General features: G+C 56.6%; 14 protein-coding genes and 1 pseudogene. 13 read left to right on the forward strand and 2 right to left on the reverse strand.

Going from position 1 to position 15,428, the window contains the following annotated elements; all coding sequences use genetic code 11:
* Nucleotides 1–125: 125 nt before the first annotated feature.
* Nucleotides 126–1,298: an MFS transporter gene (locus R0140_RS07115; protein ID WP_080923832.1), complete on the forward strand. Its 1,173-nt coding sequence runs from the start codon at nt 126–128 to the stop codon at nt 1,296–1,298.
* A gap of 76 nt (nt 1,299–1,374) precedes the next feature.
* Nucleotides 1,375–2,474, forward strand: a pseudogene (locus tag R0140_RS07120) (IS3 family transposase).
* A gap of 49 nt (nt 2,475–2,523) precedes the next feature.
* On the opposite strand, the gene R0140_RS07125 reads toward R0140_RS07120, so the two are convergent.
* Nucleotides 2,524–3,261, reverse strand: a complete 738-nt coding sequence (locus R0140_RS07125) for a GntR family transcriptional regulator (protein WP_012540966.1) — start codon at nt 3,259–3,261, stop codon at nt 2,524–2,526.
* Nucleotides 3,262–3,456: 195 nt separating this feature from the next.
* Here R0140_RS07125 and R0140_RS07130 point away from each other — a divergent pair, with 195 nt between their 5' ends.
* The 4 genes from R0140_RS07130 to R0140_RS07145 all read left to right on the forward strand — a co-directional run bounded on the left by R0140_RS07130 (nt 3,457) and on the right by R0140_RS07145 (nt 7,258).
* Entirely contained in the window at nt 3,457–3,771 is a 315-nt protein-coding gene (locus tag R0140_RS07130) for a PTS sugar transporter subunit IIB (protein WP_049152771.1), read from the forward strand.
* Between the two features lie 108 nt (nt 3,772–3,879).
* The gene (locus R0140_RS07135; protein WP_049152770.1) at nt 3,880–5,226 is read left to right on the forward strand and encodes a PTS sugar transporter subunit IIC; all 1,347 of its coding nucleotides are present in this window, start codon (nt 3,880–3,882) and stop codon (nt 5,224–5,226) included.
* Nucleotides 5,213–5,524 carry a PTS lactose/cellobiose transporter subunit IIA gene (locus R0140_RS07140; RefSeq protein ID WP_012967498.1) on the forward strand — a complete coding sequence of 104 codons (312 nt, stop codon included), beginning with the start codon at nt 5,213–5,215 and terminating at the stop codon, nt 5,522–5,524. Before R0140_RS07135 ends, R0140_RS07140 begins: the two co-directional genes overlap by 14 nt.
* 60 nt (nt 5,525–5,584) lie before the next feature.
* On the forward strand, nt 5,585–7,258 hold the full coding sequence (locus tag R0140_RS07145) for a carbohydrate porin (protein ID WP_032730860.1): 1,674 nt from the start codon (nt 5,585–5,587) through the stop codon (nt 7,256–7,258).
* Between the two features lie 58 nt (nt 7,259–7,316).
* Here R0140_RS07145 and flk read toward each other — a convergent pair whose 3' ends face one another.
* Nucleotides 7,317–8,297, reverse strand: a complete 981-nt coding sequence (gene flk / locus R0140_RS07150) for a flagella biosynthesis regulator Flk (RefSeq protein WP_048268659.1) — start codon at nt 8,295–8,297, stop codon at nt 7,317–7,319.
* A 110-nt stretch (nt 8,298–8,407) separates the two neighbouring features.
* Between flk and pdxB the strand changes: the two genes are divergently transcribed.
* From pdxB to dedD, 7 genes are all read left to right on the forward strand, one after another.
* The gene (gene pdxB, locus R0140_RS07155) at nt 8,408–9,544 is read left to right on the forward strand and encodes a 4-phosphoerythronate dehydrogenase PdxB (protein WP_032736066.1); all 1,137 of its coding nucleotides are present in this window, start codon (nt 8,408–8,410) and stop codon (nt 9,542–9,544) included.
* Between the two features lie 63 nt (nt 9,545–9,607).
* On the forward strand, nt 9,608–10,621 hold the full coding sequence (locus tag R0140_RS07160; protein ID WP_012967501.1) for an aspartate-semialdehyde dehydrogenase: 1,014 nt from the start codon (nt 9,608–9,610) through the stop codon (nt 10,619–10,621).
* The gene (truA, locus tag R0140_RS07165) at nt 10,621–11,433 is read left to right on the forward strand and encodes a tRNA pseudouridine(38-40) synthase TruA (protein WP_008803925.1); all 813 of its coding nucleotides are present in this window, start codon (nt 10,621–10,623) and stop codon (nt 11,431–11,433) included. Before R0140_RS07160 ends, truA begins: the two co-directional genes overlap by 1 nt.
* Before the next feature lie 26 nt (nt 11,434–11,459).
* A complete protein-coding gene (locus R0140_RS07170; protein ID WP_008803926.1) occupies nt 11,460–12,119 on the forward strand; it encodes a DedA family protein in 660 nt (219 codons plus the stop codon).
* Between the two features lie 186 nt (nt 12,120–12,305).
* On the forward strand, nt 12,306–13,226 hold the full coding sequence (gene accD, locus R0140_RS07175; protein WP_002913220.1) for an acetyl-CoA carboxylase, carboxyltransferase subunit beta: 921 nt from the start codon (nt 12,306–12,308) through the stop codon (nt 13,224–13,226).
* Between the two features lie 75 nt (nt 13,227–13,301).
* Nucleotides 13,302–14,570 (forward strand): bifunctional tetrahydrofolate synthase/dihydrofolate synthase, encoded by a 1,269-nt coding sequence (gene folC / locus R0140_RS07180; protein ID WP_008803927.1) that lies wholly within the window; start codon nt 13,302–13,304, stop codon nt 14,568–14,570.
* Entirely contained in the window at nt 14,560–15,261 is a 702-nt protein-coding gene (gene dedD, locus R0140_RS07185; RefSeq protein ID WP_317703964.1) for a cell division protein DedD, read from the forward strand. Before folC ends, dedD begins: the two co-directional genes overlap by 11 nt.
* Nucleotides 15,262–15,428: the final 167 nt, after the last annotated feature.

Raw genomic sequence — 15,428 nt, forward strand, 5'->3', positions numbered from 1 at the left:
CGGATCCATTAGTCTCTCCACTAATGCGTAAGCGTTTAACGTCAACCAACGCGCCTTAACCCTGATAATCAGGTGGAGGGGGCGTGTCGCTTTGCTCGCCTTACTCTGCGAATCTGGAGTAATGCATGTCCGCAGTTACTGAAACAACATCCCATTCCTCAGCGAATTTTTCGCTTTTCCGTATTACGTTTGCCGTCTTTTTGACCTACATGACCGTTGGTTTGCCGCTGCCGGTGATCCCGCTCTTTGTCCATCAGGAGCTGGGATTTGGCAACACCGTGGTTGGCGTGGCGGTAGGGATCCAGTTCCTCGCCACCGTTCTGACCCGCGGCTACGCCGGGCGCCTGGCAGACCAGTACGGCGCTAAACGCTCCGTCCTGCAAGGGATGCTGGCCTGCGCCCTGGCGGGCGCGGCATGGCTGGCCGCTGCGCTGTTGCCGCTGCCGGTGCTCGCCAGGCTTGGCCTGCTGCTGCTGGGCCGCCTGATCCTCGGGTTTGGCGAAAGCCAGCTGCTGACCGGTAACCTGAGCTGGGGGATGGGGCTGGTGGGGCCGGCCCGCTCCGGCAAAGTGATGTCATGGAATGGCATGGCGATGTACGGTTCGCTGGCGGTGGGTGCCCCACTGGGATTATTGATCTATAGCCATTTCGGCGTGGCGGTGCTGGCCTGCGTCACCATGGGGTTACCGCTCGTTGCCTGGCTTATTAACGGTACCGTGCGCAAAGTGGCGGCTCACGGTGGCGAGCGGCCTTCATTATGGAGCGTCATCGGCATGATCTGGCGGCCAGGCATTGGCCTGGGCCTGCAGGGCGTTGGTTTTGCGGTGATCGGCACCTTCGTTTCCCTCTATTTCGCCAGCCATAGCTGGCCGATGGCCGGCTTTACCCTGACGGCGTTTGGCGGCGCCTTCGTCGTGATGCGTATTCTGTTTGGCTGGATGCCGGACCGGTTTGGCGGCGTCAGGGTGGCGATGGTTTCGCTGATGATAGAGGCGGTTGGTCTGACCCTGCTGGGGCTGGCGCCGAATGCCTGGCTGGCGCTGGCCGGTGCGGCGCTAACCGGATGCGGTTGCTCACTGATTTTCCCGTCGCTCGGCGTGGAGGTGGTGAAGCGCGTCCCGGCGCAGGTGCGCGGCACCGCGCTCGGCGGCTATGCGGCCTTTCAGGACATCTCCTATGGCCTGACCGGGCCGCTGACCGGCCTGCTGGCGACCTCGCTGGGCTACTCGTCGGTGTTCCTTGCCGGCGCCCTCTGCGCGGCGCTGGGGATCCTCGTCACCCTCGTCTCTTTTCGCTGATCTCCTCCCTGAAAACAGTGCCAGGCTAAACTGAAGTCTCCGGTCTTTCTTCCATCTCACAGAGAGGCACATCGCCATGAAAAAGACCCGCTATACCGAAGAACAGATAGCATTTGCGCTGAAACAGGCCGAAACCGGCACTCGGGTGGAGGAAGTCTGCAGAAAGATGGGCATTTCTGAAGCCACATTTTACAACTGGAAGAAAAAGTTTGGCGGCATGGGCGTGACAGAGCTGCGCCGCCTGCGCCAGCTTGAGGAAGAGAATCAGCGTCTGAAACGTCTGGTGGCTGATTTAAGTCTGGACAAGGAGATGCTGCAGGAAGTTATCAAAAAAAAGTTCTGAGGCCGGCTCAGAAGCGTCAGGCGGTGCATTTTCTGCGGGAGGCTTACCGTATCAGTGTCCGGCGGGGATGCGGACTGCTGATGCAGAGCAGAACCGTTTACCACTGGCAGAGCCGGCGGGATGATCGGGCGATAACCCTGCGTATCCGGTAAATAGCGGAAACCCGGATCCGCTACGGTTGCCCGCGTATTCATATTCAGCTGCGGCGGGAAGGCTGGCCTGTTAACCACAAGAAAACACACCGGATTTACTGTCTGGAAGGCCTCAACCTGCGCAGAAAGCGCCCCCGCAGGCATGTCAGTGCAGCACATCGTCAGCAACGTCCGGTCCTGACCGGTGTCGATCAGTGCTGGAGTATGGATTTCGTGTCGGATAACCTGTTTAACGGACGACGTTTCCGGGCGCTGACTGTAGTGGATAATTTTAGTCGGGAGTGTGTGGCGATCCATGCCGGAAAGTCGCTGAAAGGTGAGGATGTGGTCGGTGTGATGGAAAGGTTGCGGGTGCTGGGCAAGCGCCTGCCGGTACGTATTCAGACAGATAACGGCAGCGAGTTTATCTCGAAAAGTCTGGATAAATGGGCGTATGAGCACGGTGTCACAATGGACTTCTCCCGCCCCGGAAAACCAACGGATAACCCGTTTATTGAATCATTTAACGGCAGTCTGCGGGATGAATGCCTGAACATTCACTGGTTTCTCTCGCTGGAAGATGCGCAGGACAAACTCGACAACTGGCGCAGGGAATATAATCATGAGAGAACGCATTCATCATTAAATGACATGACTCCGGCTGAATTCATCCGAAGTCTCCGGAAAGACGAAGATCTCTGATTTAGCACTGCACTGATTTTGGGCCAAGGTCATCGCCGCCAGGGTTAAGTTATTGTCCGGTCTTGCTTGCGGGCAGACCGGACGCCGTCTGTCGCGGCAGATAATACTTCACCTGGAATTCAAACATATTGGTATACAGAATGGAATAATCGATAGGCTGGTGGTGTTCATCAATCGCCTGCGTCTGCATGCGGATAATCGGATCTTTAGCGCTGATATGCAGGAGGGTTGCCAGCTCAGGCGTTGGGAGCACCGGCACTATTGATTCGTAACATCCATTTATTCTTACCCCACATTCGTTTTCTATATATGAAAACTTCGATTTCTTCATATGCGCGATGGTCAGATCGGGAAAACGGGTCGCGGAGAGCCAGGTTTCTTCTAATTGCATGGCAATATTATCGATAAAACGTAATCTCTTAGCATAATATACCGCTTCGCCATGCTGCAATTGCAGTCCACGGGCAATTTCCTCCGACGCTGGCTGTAACTCGAATTTGAGGATCTGGCTGGAGGGCGTTTTCCCCTGATTACGGGCAATTTCGGTAAAACTGTCTAAGTGTGTCACCGACGCCTGGAAATGCTTATTTCTAATCCATGTCCCTGAGCCATGTCGGCGTTCGATTAAACCATCCTCTTCCAGGGTTTTCAGCGCCTTACGTAACGTATTGCGCGAAACATCATAAAGTTCTGCCAACTCTTTTTCGGCCGGCAGAAGATCGCCAATGTTGTAGAACGGGCTATTAATTTTGTTTTTAAGCAAATTGACGATATTTTTGTAAACCACTTTTGAACCTCCACAATCCCTTTGGAAACATGGGCTTGCTAACGTATGTTGTTAAATACAGGGCAAGACGTTCATTTTTTGCTTTGCTTCTGCACCACTTTGGTATGGCTAACTGTGATCAAAACCGCGGTTAAGAAAATTAACAATTATTAAAGTGCTCGTCAATTGAGGTCATAAATAAAACAGGAAGGGGTAATGCAAAATATATTATTAGTGTGTGCGGCGGGAATGTCGACCAGTATGCTGGTGAAACGCATGCTGGAGCAGGCTGAAAATATTAAGGCTCAGGTTAATATCAATGCGCTGGCCATTTCTGAAGCTAAAGAAAAAATTAAGAACAATGAAGTAGATGTCGTCCTTTTGGGACCACAGGTCCGCTTTCAAAAAAAGGAAATAGAAGAGGTGGCTCAGGGAAAAATATCCGTGGCGGTGATTGATATGAAATATTATGGGCAAATGGACGGTAAAGCTGTTCTGGAAAGTGCGCTGGCATTATTGGCAAACCAATAGTTTTCTCATTTATCCCCGTTATCGTGTGGGTACTTTCGTTGCTGCCCTGGGCTGCTGCGGCTAAAAAACACGATGACGTTAATAAATTATTATGAATAAGGGTTCGTCATGAGTTTCATGGATACCTTTGAGCGCGGCATGGAAAAAATCCTCGTGCCTGTCGCGATTAAGTTAAATTCTCAGATCCACGTTTCAGCGATTCGCGATGCGTTTATTCTTTCGTTTCCCATCGTCATGGCCAGTTCGCTGATTATTCTTATCAACTTTGCTATTTTGTCGCCTGACGGATTTATCGCCAGTATTCTGCATTTAGGGTCGATATTCCCCCATCTCGCGGAGGCGCAGCAGATTTTCACCCCGGTAATGAACGGTTCGGTCAATATCATGGCGATATTGATCACCTTTCTGGTGGCGCGCAATATGGCGATCAGCTATCAGCAGGACGATCTCCTGTGCGGCCTGACGGCGATCGGCGCCTTTTTTGTGGTGTACACGCCTTATACCATCATCGATGGCCAGGCCTATCTGGCGACCAAATATCTTGGCCCGCAGGGGTTGTTTGTGGCGATTGTCGTCGCGCTGATTTCCAGTGAAGTCTTTTGCCGCCTGGCGCGCAACCCAAGGGTGACCATCACGATGCCGGCTGCGGTGCCGCCGGCGGTGGCGCGTTCCTTTAAGGTGTTGTTGCCGATTTTCTTCGTGATGATCTTCTTTTCGATCCTCAACTATCTGTTGACGCGTATTTCGCCGAATGGTCTTAACGATCTGATTTATACCCTTATTCAGGCGCCGCTGAAGGATATGGGGACCAACATTGTGACGGTTCTGGTGCTGGGGCTGGTGGCGAATTTCCTGTGGGTGCTGGGGATCCATGGTCCGAACACCGTGGCCGCCATCCGCGAGACCATCTTCTCGGAAGCCAACCTCGAAAATCTCTCCTATGCCGCCTCGCATGGCAGCACCTGGGGAGCGCCGTACCCCATTACATGGACTGGTATCAACGATGCGTTTGCTAACTGCGGCGGGTCGGGTATGACGCTGGGCCTGTTACTGGCCATCTTTATTGCCTCCCGGCGCAAAGACTACCGTGACCTGGCAAAAATGGCCTTCGTGCCGGGCCTGTTTAACATCAATGAACCGGTGATGTTTGGCCTGCCGATTGTGCTTAACCCCATCCTGGTGATCCCGTTTATTCTGGTGCCGTTTGTGAATTCATTGATCGGTTATTTCTTTATTAGCATGGAGTTTATTCCGCCGATTGCTTACGCCGTACCCTGGACCACGCCCGGGCCGCTTATCGCCTTCTTTGGCACCGGCGGCAACTGGCTGGCGCTGTTTGTCGGCATTCTGTGCCTCGCGGTTTCAACACTCATTTACTTACCGTTTGTGATTGCCGCTAACAAGGTCAATACCGCGGCGGCGACCGACCAGGAGGATGGCGATGTTTGCAGATGAAAGTACGGTCATGGAGTTGCTGATTTATGCCGGTCAGGCGCGCTCAGACGCCATGGAGGCGATTGCCGCCTCCCGGCAGCGGGAATGGGGGCGGGCAGCGGACTTGATGGCCAGCTCGGAAGCGGCCTGTCGGGCTGCGCATCAGATCCAAACGGCGTTGATAGGTGAGGACGAAGGCTGCGGAAAAATCACCGTTAACCTTATTCTGGTGCACGCACAGGATCACTTAATGACCGCGATGCTGTGCCAGGATTTAGCCAAAGAAATTATTGCCCTGCGTCAGGAACGCTCTGCCTGATTTACCCGCCTTCAGCCGTTCTGGCTGAAGGCCAATTATAACAATATGTAAAGGTACCCTATGTATTCAAGTCAATTGAAGGTGAGCTTATTGTCTTTATCGGTACTGCTGGCTATTTCGACAAGTGATGTGATGGCGGCTAAATTAACCATTGAACAGCGTCTGGAATTACTGGAGTCTGAACTGTCGGCGAATAAAAAAGAGCTACAAAAAACGCAATCACAATTATCGACCTATAAAGGTAAGGTGGCCGAATTACAAAAAAGTATTAAGGAGAATGAAAAACGTCATGTCACGACGGGTTATCCAACAGCAACGTCGCCGGTGGCGGAAAATATAGCCAATGAAAATAATGAACTGAGTAAAAAAGCGGCCCCGGTGCAGGTGAAAGCCACTCAGCAGGTGGCGGTTATTGATACCGAAGGCCAGAAGCCGAAACTGGAAAGCGTCACCCTGAAGGACATCAGTAAATTTGTTAAAGACGATATCGGCTTTAGCTACCAGGGATACTTCCGTTCCGGCTGGGGAACGTCAAATCACGGATCGTCGCAGACCTACGCCCCGGGCTCGCTGGGTCGTTTCGGTAATGAAATGAGTGGCTGGTTCGACTTAACATTGAATCAGCGGGTCTATAACCAGGATGGCAAAACGGCGAATGCCGTTGTGACGTACGACGGTAACGTCGGCGAGCAGTATAACGACGCCTGGTTTGCTGGCCAGGATACCGACAGCATTTTGCAGTTTAGTGATATTTACCTGACCACCAAAGGTTTCCTGCCGTTCGCGCCAGAGGCGGATTTCTGGGTCGGCAAACATAAACTGCCCGAGTATGAAATTCAGATGCTGGACTGGAAGTCACTGACCACCGACGTTGCGGCCGGGGTCGGGATCCAGAACTGGGCGCTGGGGGTTGGCCAGCTGGATGCGTCCATCAGCAGGAACGACGTCGACGTATATTCACGAGATTTCACACAAACCACTCAGATGAACACCAACTCAGTCGACCTGCGCTATCGCAATATTCCCCTGTGGCAGTCGGGGTCTCTGTCGCTAATGGGCAAATATGCGTTCGCAAATAAAAATGACGAGCAGGAGAGAAACGAGGATAACAACAGCTACTTCCGGTTCAAAGATACCTGGATGGCCACCGCCATTATTCGTCAGGAGCTGGAGCGCAAGGGCTTTAACGAATTTACGCTGCAGGTGGCGAACAACTCGTACGCCAGCAGTTTCGCCAACTTCTCCGGCGCCAGTAACTCCATGGCCAGCGGGCGCTATTACTATGGCGATCATACCAACGGCGTGGCCTGGCGTCTGATCTCGCAGGGGGAAATGTATCTCGCCGATCGCATTATCATGGCCAATTCGCTGGTGTGGGCCCATGGCAATGATGTGTATAGCTATGAAAGCGGAGCGCACAGCGATTTCGACAGCCTGCGCGCGGTGATCCGCCCGGCGTGGATATGGGACACCTGGAACCAGACCGGGATCGAGCTGGGGTGGTTTACCCAGAAAAACAACACCCGTCAGGGTGACGATCTGCAGGAGTCAGCGTATAAAACGACGCTGTACCATGCGCTGAAGGTTGGGCCGAGCCTGCTGGGGTCACGTCCTGAAATTCGCTTTTATGGTACGTATATCAATATTCTCGATAACCAGTTGTCGCAGTTTGCGTTCAACGACGACAGCAAAGATGAGTTTATGGTTGGCGTTCAGGCCGAGGTGTGGTGGTAACCGGCAAATCACTTAACGGGCGCCCGCATGAGGCGGGCGCGCTTTCCTACGGTGTGGGCTACAGCAGGAGCCAAAGCAGGAGGAGCAGGATCAGCACACCGCCCAGCGCCAGCTGCCACGGCTTAGCGGCCCACGCTCGTTTCGGCGCGGGCTCTTCCTGCGGGATGGCCAGCGTCTCCTGGGCGCGGGCTACCCGCAGCACAAACACCTTGTTCAACAGCGCCAGGATCTGCGCTGGGCTCAGCGTCGTCTGCGGGGTGACCTGCCAGCTGCGACGGGCAAAGTCGACAATCTTTTGCCATTCTGCGGCCTCCAGCGGCTGCTTGAGCGCACCCTGCAGCGAGGTGAGCGTGGGCGCGCTTTGCGCACTCAGCGTTTGCCGCGCCTGCAGCCAGTATGAAAGCGGCGTGAAGTGCGTCGCCGGGATCAGCTCTCCGGATTTGACGCCGCAAAGTTCCAGCATGGATTGCCAAATCAGCTTGCTCGGTTCGCCGGTGGCAGCCGCCAGCTTAGTCACCAGCTGATTGAGCGTGTTGTGCTCGGCCGGCAACAGCGGGCGCAGGGTCGGCGGGCGCTGCTGCGGCTGCGGGATCGACAGCTGACCGCGCTGCAGCAGGTGCAGAATGTTCTCCAGCTGCGGCTGGCTTAGCGCATGCAGCGCCGTTTGCCCATAATGTTGACGAATATAATCGCTGACCGCCTGACGGTTATTGCCCTGACCCAGCAGATCGCTGAGCTGCGCCAGCGTCTGACGATGATGATGATTGTCCTGAGCGGCGGCTAAACGCTGATTGAGACTGGCCTCCGCGGCGCTGAAATGGCAGGCCAGCAGCGGCGTGTCGCCTTTCAGTCCGAGATCATGCTTGACGCAGGCCCACACTTCCGCATTCTGCTGCGAGGTCAGCGCCACCAGGCGCGTGATCAGTCGCTCCAGGACGGTGCGTTGCTGCATGGAAAGCGAAGGTTCGCCGGTGGCGGCAGTGCCTGATGGACCTCGCCCCGGAGGGCGGTCTGGCATATCTGCAAGGGGGTGCGTCATGATTCATCCTTTCGATATCGCAGTGCTGGAACCAGGTGATGAGTATGCCTGGCGGCCAGATTATGGCACACTTCCCCGGTTAACTCTCGTTTTCAGACAGGTACTGAACTGTGAAAATCCTCGTTGATGAAAATATGCCCTATGCCCGTGAGCTTTTTAGCCGTTTAGGCGATGTGCAAGCGGTTCCGGGGCGTCCGGTCCCGGCTGAGGCCCTGACCGATGCGGATGCCTTAATGGTACGCTCGGTCACCCGGGTCAATGAAGCATTGCTCTCCGGTAAGGCCGTTAAGTTCGTCGGCACCGCTACCGCTGGCACCGATCACGTCGATCAGGCGTGGCTGCAGCAGGCAGGGATTGGTTTCTCCGCGGCGCCCGGCTGCAACGCCATTGCGGTGGTGGAGTATGTCTTTTCATCGCTACTGATGCTGGCCGAACGCGACGGTTTCGCGCTATGCGATCGTACCGTCGGGATCGTTGGCGTCGGCAACGTCGGTGGACGACTGCAAAAACGGCTGGAAGCGCTGGGGATCAAAACGCTGCTCTGCGATCCGCCGCGCGCCGATCGCGGAGACGAAGGCGATTTCCGCTCCCTCGATGCGCTGGTTCAGGAAGCTGATGTCCTCACCTTCCATACCCCACTGTATAAAGAAGGGCCATATAAAACCCTGCATCTGGCGGATGAGTCGCTGATTAGCCGTCTGAAGCCAGGATCGATTTTGATCAACGCCTGCCGCGGACCGGTGGTGGATAACGCTGCGCTGCTGAAACGGCTGGAAGCTGGACAGCCGCTGAGCGTAGTGCTGGACGTCTGGGAGCCGGAGCCGGATCTTAACGTAGAGCTTCTTAAGCGAGTGGATATCGGTACCGCGCATATCGCCGGCTACACCCTCGAAGGGAAAGCGCGCGGGACAACGCAGGTTTTTGAAGCCTACAGCGCCTTTATCGGCCATCCGCAGCAGGTGGCGCTGGATACCCTGTTGCCAGCGCCGGAATTTGGCCGCATCACCCTGCATGGGCCGCTCGATCAGCCGACGCTGAAAAGGCTGGTCCACTTGGTGTATGATGTGCGCCGCGATGATGCGCCGCTGCGGAAGGTGGCCGGCGTCGCCGGTGAATTTGACAAGCTGCGTAAAAACTATCAGGAACGCCGCGAATGGTCTTCGCTGTACGTACAGTGCAGCGATGCGCAGGCGGCGACGCTATTGCGCCAGCTCGGTTTTAACGCTGTGCATCATCCTGTTCGTTAATGTCTTCTTAATGCCCCTGCCGGATACTCCGGCAGGGCCGCTTTATTTCTGGAGTAAACCACCATGTCTGAAGGCTGGAATATTGCCGTACTGGGCGCAACGGGCGCCGTAGGCGAAGCCCTGCTCGAAACTCTTGCTGAACGCCAGTTCCCGGTGGGGGAGATTTTTGCTCTGGCGCGCAATGAAAGCGCGGGCGAACATCTGCGTTTTGGTGGCAAGTCAGTGATCGTCAAAGACGCTGCCGAGTTTGACTGGACCCAGGCCCAGTTGGCTTTCTTCGCCGCCGGCGTCGAAGCCAGCGCGGCGTATATTGAAGACGCCACCAACGCCGGGTGTCTGGTTATCGATCTCAGCGGCCTGTTTGCGCTGGAGCCAGACGTACCGCTGGTGGTGCCGGACGTGAATCCGTTCGTGTTAGGCGATTACCGCAACCGCAATCTGATTGCAGTGCCCAATAGCCTGACCAGCCAGCTGCTGACGGCGCTCAAGCCGCTTATCGACCAGGGGGGACTATCGCGGATCAGTGTCACCAACCTGCTCTCCGCCTCGGGGCAGGGGAAAAAAGCGGTGGATGCGCTGGCAGGGCAGAGCGCCAAGCTGCTGAACGGCATCCCCATCGATGAAGACGATTTCTTTGGCCGCCAGCTGGCGTTCAACATGCTGCCGCTGCTGCCGGATCGGGAAGGTAGCGTGCGCGAAGAGCGCCGTATCGTCGATGAAGCGCGCAAAATTCTTCAGGATGATGGGCTGATGATCTCCGCCAACGTGGTCCAGTCGCCGGTCTTCTACGGCCATGCGCAGATGGTGAACTTTGAAGCGATGCGTCCGCTGGCGGCGGAAGAGGCGCGTGACGCCTTTACCCGCGGCGAGGATATCGAACTTTCTGAAGAGGGAGAATTCCCGACCCAGGTTGGCGATGCCTCCGGCAACGCTCGTCTCTCCATCGGCTGCGTGCATAACGATTACGGCATGCCGGAGCAGATTCAGTTCTGGTCCGTCGCGGATAACGTGCGCTTCGGCGGGGCGCTGATGGCGGTGAAAATCGCCGAGAAGCTGATTGAGGAGTACCTGTACTGATGTCTGAGATGGAGCAACAGCCGATCTTTAAAATCGCGCTGGGCATCGAGTACGACGGTAGCAAATATTACGGCTGGCAGCGGCAAAACGAAGTGCGCAGTGTGCAGGAGAAGCTGGAAAAGGCGCTCTCGCAGGTGGCGAACGAACCGATTACCGTCTTTTGCGCTGGCCGCACCGACGCCGGTGTCCATGGCACCGGCCAGGTGGTGCATTTCGAAACCCGGGCGCAGCGTAAAGATGCCGCCTGGACGCTGGGGGTAAATGCGAATTTACCTGGTGACATCGCGGTGCGTTGGGTTAAACATGTGCCGGCGGATTTTCACGCCCGGTTCAGCGCCACGGCGCGCCGTTATCGCTACGTCATCTATAATCATCGCCTGCGCCCGGCGGTGCTAAGTCATGGCGTGACGCATTTTCACCAGCCGCTCGACGCCGAGCGCATGCAGCGCGCTGCGCAGTGTCTGCTGGGCGAGAATGACTTTACCTCGTTTCGCGCGGTACAGTGCCAGTCGCGTACCCCGTGGCGGAATGTGATGCATATTAACGTTACCCGCTACGGCGCGTATGTGGTGGTGGATATCAAAGCGAATGCCTTTGTACATCATATGGTCAGGAATATTGTGGGCAGCCTGATGGAAGTCGGGGCCGGAAACCAGCCAGAGAGCTGGATGGCAGAACTGCTGGCAGCAAAAGACAGGACGCTCGCTGCGGCAACGGCAAAAGCGGAAGGGTTGTATCTGGTGTCGGTGGATTACCCGGCCCACTATGATTTACCGGTGCTGCCAATGGGCCCGCTGTTTCTGGCGGACTAATAGAGTCATTAAGGGTAAAGACAAACATGGACTTGATTCACTTTTTAATTGATTTCATCCTGCATATTGATGTGCACCTTGCCGAACTGGTTGCCCAGTACGGCGTCTGGGTTTATGCCATTCTGTTTTTGATTCTGTTCTGCGAAACCGGGCTGGTGGTGACGCCATTCCTGCCGGGCGATTCCTTGCTGTTCGTCGCGGGCGCGCTCTCGGCGCTGCCGACGAACGATCTCAATGTTCACCTGATGGTACTGCTGATGGTCATCGCGGCCATCGTCGGCGATGCGGTCAACTACACCATTGGCCGACTGTTCGGCGAGAAGCTGTTTAGTAATCCGAACTCGAAGATTTTCCGTCGTAGCTATCTGGATAAAACCCATAGCTTCTATGAACGTCACGGCGGAAAAACCATTATCCTGGCGCGCTTTGTGCCGATAGTCCGAACCTTCGCGCCGTTTGTGGCGGGAATGGGGCATATGTCCTATCGTCATTTTGCAGCCTATAACGTGGTCGGGGCGCTGCTGTGGGTGCTGCTGTTCACCTACGCCGGCTATCTGTTTGGCGATCTGCCGGTGGTGCAGGAGAACCTGAAGCTGCTGATCGTGGCGATCATTGTCCTCTCCGTCCTGCCGGGTGTGATTGAGATCATCCGCCATAAGCGGGCGGCGTCAAAGCAGGCGAAGTAGTTCGCCCTGCGCTGCGCGTGACCGAACATGATCGTCGCGCGCAGCGGTTTGACCACTTTTTTATCCCATGTTCCGGGATGATATGATTTAATGTGCAACATTCATGGTCTGTAAGAGGCAAAAATGGCATTATGCGCCCCTTACGACAAAACTGGCATCGACCAGGTTCAGGCAGAAAGGTTATCAATGAGCTGGATTGAACGAATTAAAAGCAACATCACTCCCACCCGCAAGGCGAGCATTCCTGAGGGTGTATGGACCAAGTGCGATAGCTGCGGTCAGGTACTCTACCGCGCCGAGCTGGAGCGCAACCTGGAGGTTTGTCCTAAGTGCGATCACCATATGCGCATGTCGGCGCGTAATCGCCTGCATAGCCTGTTGGATGAAGGTTCTCTGGTAGAACTGGGTAGCGAACTTGAGCCAAAAGATGTGCTGAAGTTCCGCGATTCAAAAAAATACAAAGACCGCCTGGCGTCCGCTCAGAAAGAGACGGGCGAGAAAGACGCGCTGGTGGTAATGAAAGGTACGCTCTACGCGATGCCGGTGGTTGCCGCCGCCTTTGAGTTCTCCTTTATGGGGGGCTCAATGGGTTCCGTCGTCGGCGCACGCTTTGTGCGCGCCGTGGAGCAGGCGCTGGAAGACAACTGCCCGCTGATCTGCTTCTCCGCCTCCGGCGGCGCCCGTATGCAGGAAGCGCTGATGTCGCTGATGCAGATGGCGAAAACCTCCGCCGCACTGGCGAAAATGCAGGAGCGCGGACTGCCGTACATCTCCGTGCTGACCGACCCGACCATGGGCGGCGTATCGGCGAGCTTTGCGATGCTGGGCGATCTGAACATTGCCGAGCCGAAAGCGCTGATCGGCTTTGCCGGTCCTCGCGTAATTGAGCAGACCGTACGCGAGAAGCTGCCGCCGGGATTCCAGCGCAGCGAGTTTCTGATTGAAAAAGGGGCGATCGATATGATCGTTCGCCGCCCGGAAATGCGTCTCAAGCTGGCCAGCATTCTGGCGAAGCTGATGAACCTGCCGGCGCCGGTTGCCGTTTCGGAAGCGCCTCATGAAGGCGTGGTGGTGCCGCCGGCACCGGATCAGGAACCTGAGGCCTGATAAAGCAGAGGGCAGGGCCTGGCGGCGCTGCCCTTTTTTATTCATACGCGTTAACCGTCAATTCTTACGGGCATCATGGAAAAAGATCCTATTCCTCAGGCCACGTCGCCCCTGGCTACGTGGCTTTCTTATCTGGAACATCTGCACAGTAAAACCATCGACCTGGGGCTGGCACGCGTCAGCGAGGTCGCCGGGCAGATGGATATCGTTAAACCGGCGCCATTTGTTTTTACCGTCGCGGGCACCAATGGCAAAGGCACCACCTGCCGCACGCTGGAAACTGTCCTGATGGCGGCCGGCTATAAAGTGGGGGTCTACAGCTCCCCGCATCTGGTGCGCTACACCGAACGCGTGCGCATTCAGGGAGCGGAACTGCCGGAGGCCGCGCATACGGCCTCGTTTGCTGAAATCGAAGCCGCGCGCGGTGACATCTCGTTGACCTATTTTGAGTACGGCACGCTCTCGGCGCTATGGCTGTTTAAGCAGGCGCAGCTGGATGTGGTGATCCTTGAGGTCGGGCTGGGTGGCCGTCTCGACGCCACCAATATCGTAGATGCCGACGTCGCGGTGGTCACCAGCATCGCCCTCGATCATACCGACTGGCTGGGGCCGGATCGCGAAAGTATCGGCCGGGAAAAAGCGGGTATCTTTCGCGCCGGTAAACCGGCGGTGGTGGGTGAGCCGGATATGCCGCACACCATTGCCGACGTGGCCAGCGAGAAGGGCGCGCTGCTCCAGCGCCGCGGCGTCGACTGGTGCTATGAGGTGGAGGACGAGACTTGGTCCTTCCGCGACGCGGCCGGGGCGTTAAGCCGCCTGCCGTTGCCTCAGGTGCCGTTGCCGAATGCGGCGACGGCCGTGGCGGCGCTGCGCGCCAGCGGGCTTGCCGTGGATGACGCCATCCTACGCGATGGGATCCGCGACGCGATGCTGCCGGGCCGTTTTCAGATAATCAGCGATGCCCCGCGGGTGATCCTCGATGTAGCGCATAACCCGCACGCGGCGGCCTATCTCGCCGGGCGTCTCAAAACGTTAGCGAAAACGGGACGCGTGCTGGCGGTTATTGGTATGCTGCATGATAAGGACATTGCCGGCACGCTGGCCAATCTGGCCCCGGACGTCGACGCCTGGTACTGCGCGCCGCTGGAAGGCCCGCGTGGCGCGACGGCGGAGCAGCTGGTGGAACATTTGCGTGGCGGCACAGTCTATACCAGCGTGGCGCAGGCGTGGCATGCGGCCATGGCTGACGCTAAAGTGGAAGATACCGTGCTGGTGTGTGGTTCGTTTCACACCGTAGCGCAGGTTATGGAAGAGATAGACGCGGGGAGAATCGGTGGCGAGTAAGTTTCAGAACCGTTTAGTCGGGACAATCGTGCTGGTGGCGCTGGGGGTGATTATCCTGCCAGGGCTGCTGGACGGGCAGAAAAAGCATTACCAGGATGAGTTTGCCGCGATCCCGCTGGTGCCGAAACCGGGCGATCGCGATGAACCGGATATGTTGCCAGCGGCGACCCAGGCGTTGCCTTCGCAACCGCCGGAAGGAGCGGCGGAAGAGGTGCGGGCGGGCGATGCCGCCGCGCCATCGTTAGATCCATCGCGTATTCCGGTGAACAGCAACAGCTTCGATGACATTCAGGAGCCGGTGGTGGCCGCGAAACCGCAGCCCAAGCCGCAGCCGAAACCACAGCCGCAGCCGCAGCCGCAACAGCAGGCCGCGACGCCAACGCCGCCGCCGGCTAAGCCACAGCAGCAACAGCCACCGCAGCAGCAGGCGGCCCTGCCGGCGCCGACCGGGAAAGCCTATGTGGTTCAGCTGGGCGCGTTGAAGAACGCCGATAAGGTGAATGAGATTGTGGGTAAACTGCGGGCCTCGGGGTTCAAAGTCTATACGTCGCCTTCGACGCCGGTACAGGGTAAAATTACCCGCATCCTCGTCGGCCCGGATGCGTCAAAAGACAAGCTGAAAGGCCAGCTGGGCGATCTACAGCAGATCTCCGGGCTTAGCGGGGTCGTGATGGGCTTCACCCCAAACTGATTGTTTTTTCCGCCATGCGGAGAGAACGTGGCGGGGAGAAACGCCCCGCAAACCCTGTCTCAGCCGCCCTCAAGAGGCGAAAGGCAGTCTGGCGTTGAATGTTTTTTCAGCGCCATTTTTATTTCTGTAGGGCATGGAAATCCCTACGCAAACGTTTTCTTTTTCTG

It is taken from the genome of Klebsiella sp. w6, assembly GCF_033100215.1.
In the GTDB taxonomy this organism is placed as follows: domain Bacteria; phylum Pseudomonadota; class Gammaproteobacteria; order Enterobacterales; family Enterobacteriaceae; genus Klebsiella; species Klebsiella variicola.

Excerpts from the sequence above, each read along its gene's own strand:
- truA (WP_008803925.1), top strand. The coding sequence starts at position 10,621 with ATGTCTGAGATGGAGCAACAGCCGATCTTTAAAATCGCGCTGGGCATC.
- R0140_RS07170 (WP_008803926.1), top strand. The coding sequence starts at position 11,460 with ATGGACTTGATTCACTTTTTAATTGATTTCATCCTGCATATTGATGTG.
- R0140_RS07135 (WP_049152770.1), top strand. The coding sequence starts at position 3,880 with ATGAGTTTCATGGATACCTTTGAGCGCGGCATGGAAAAAATCCTCGTG.
- R0140_RS07145 (WP_032730860.1), top strand. The coding sequence starts at position 5,585 with ATGTATTCAAGTCAATTGAAGGTGAGCTTATTGTCTTTATCGGTACTG.
- accD (WP_002913220.1), top strand. The coding sequence starts at position 12,306 with ATGAGCTGGATTGAACGAATTAAAAGCAACATCACTCCCACCCGCAAG.
- flk (WP_048268659.1), bottom strand. The coding sequence starts at position 8,297 with ATGACGCACCCCCTTGCAGATATGCCAGACCGCCCTCCGGGGCGAGGT.
- R0140_RS07140 (WP_012967498.1), top strand. The coding sequence starts at position 5,213 with ATGTTTGCAGATGAAAGTACGGTCATGGAGTTGCTGATTTATGCCGGT.
- R0140_RS07130 (WP_049152771.1), top strand. The coding sequence starts at position 3,457 with ATGCAAAATATATTATTAGTGTGTGCGGCGGGAATGTCGACCAGTATG.
- R0140_RS07160 (WP_012967501.1), top strand. The coding sequence starts at position 9,608 with ATGTCTGAAGGCTGGAATATTGCCGTACTGGGCGCAACGGGCGCCGTA.
- R0140_RS07115 (WP_080923832.1), top strand. The coding sequence starts at position 126 with ATGTCCGCAGTTACTGAAACAACATCCCATTCCTCAGCGAATTTTTCG.
- folC (WP_008803927.1), top strand. The coding sequence starts at position 13,302 with ATGGAAAAAGATCCTATTCCTCAGGCCACGTCGCCCCTGGCTACGTGG.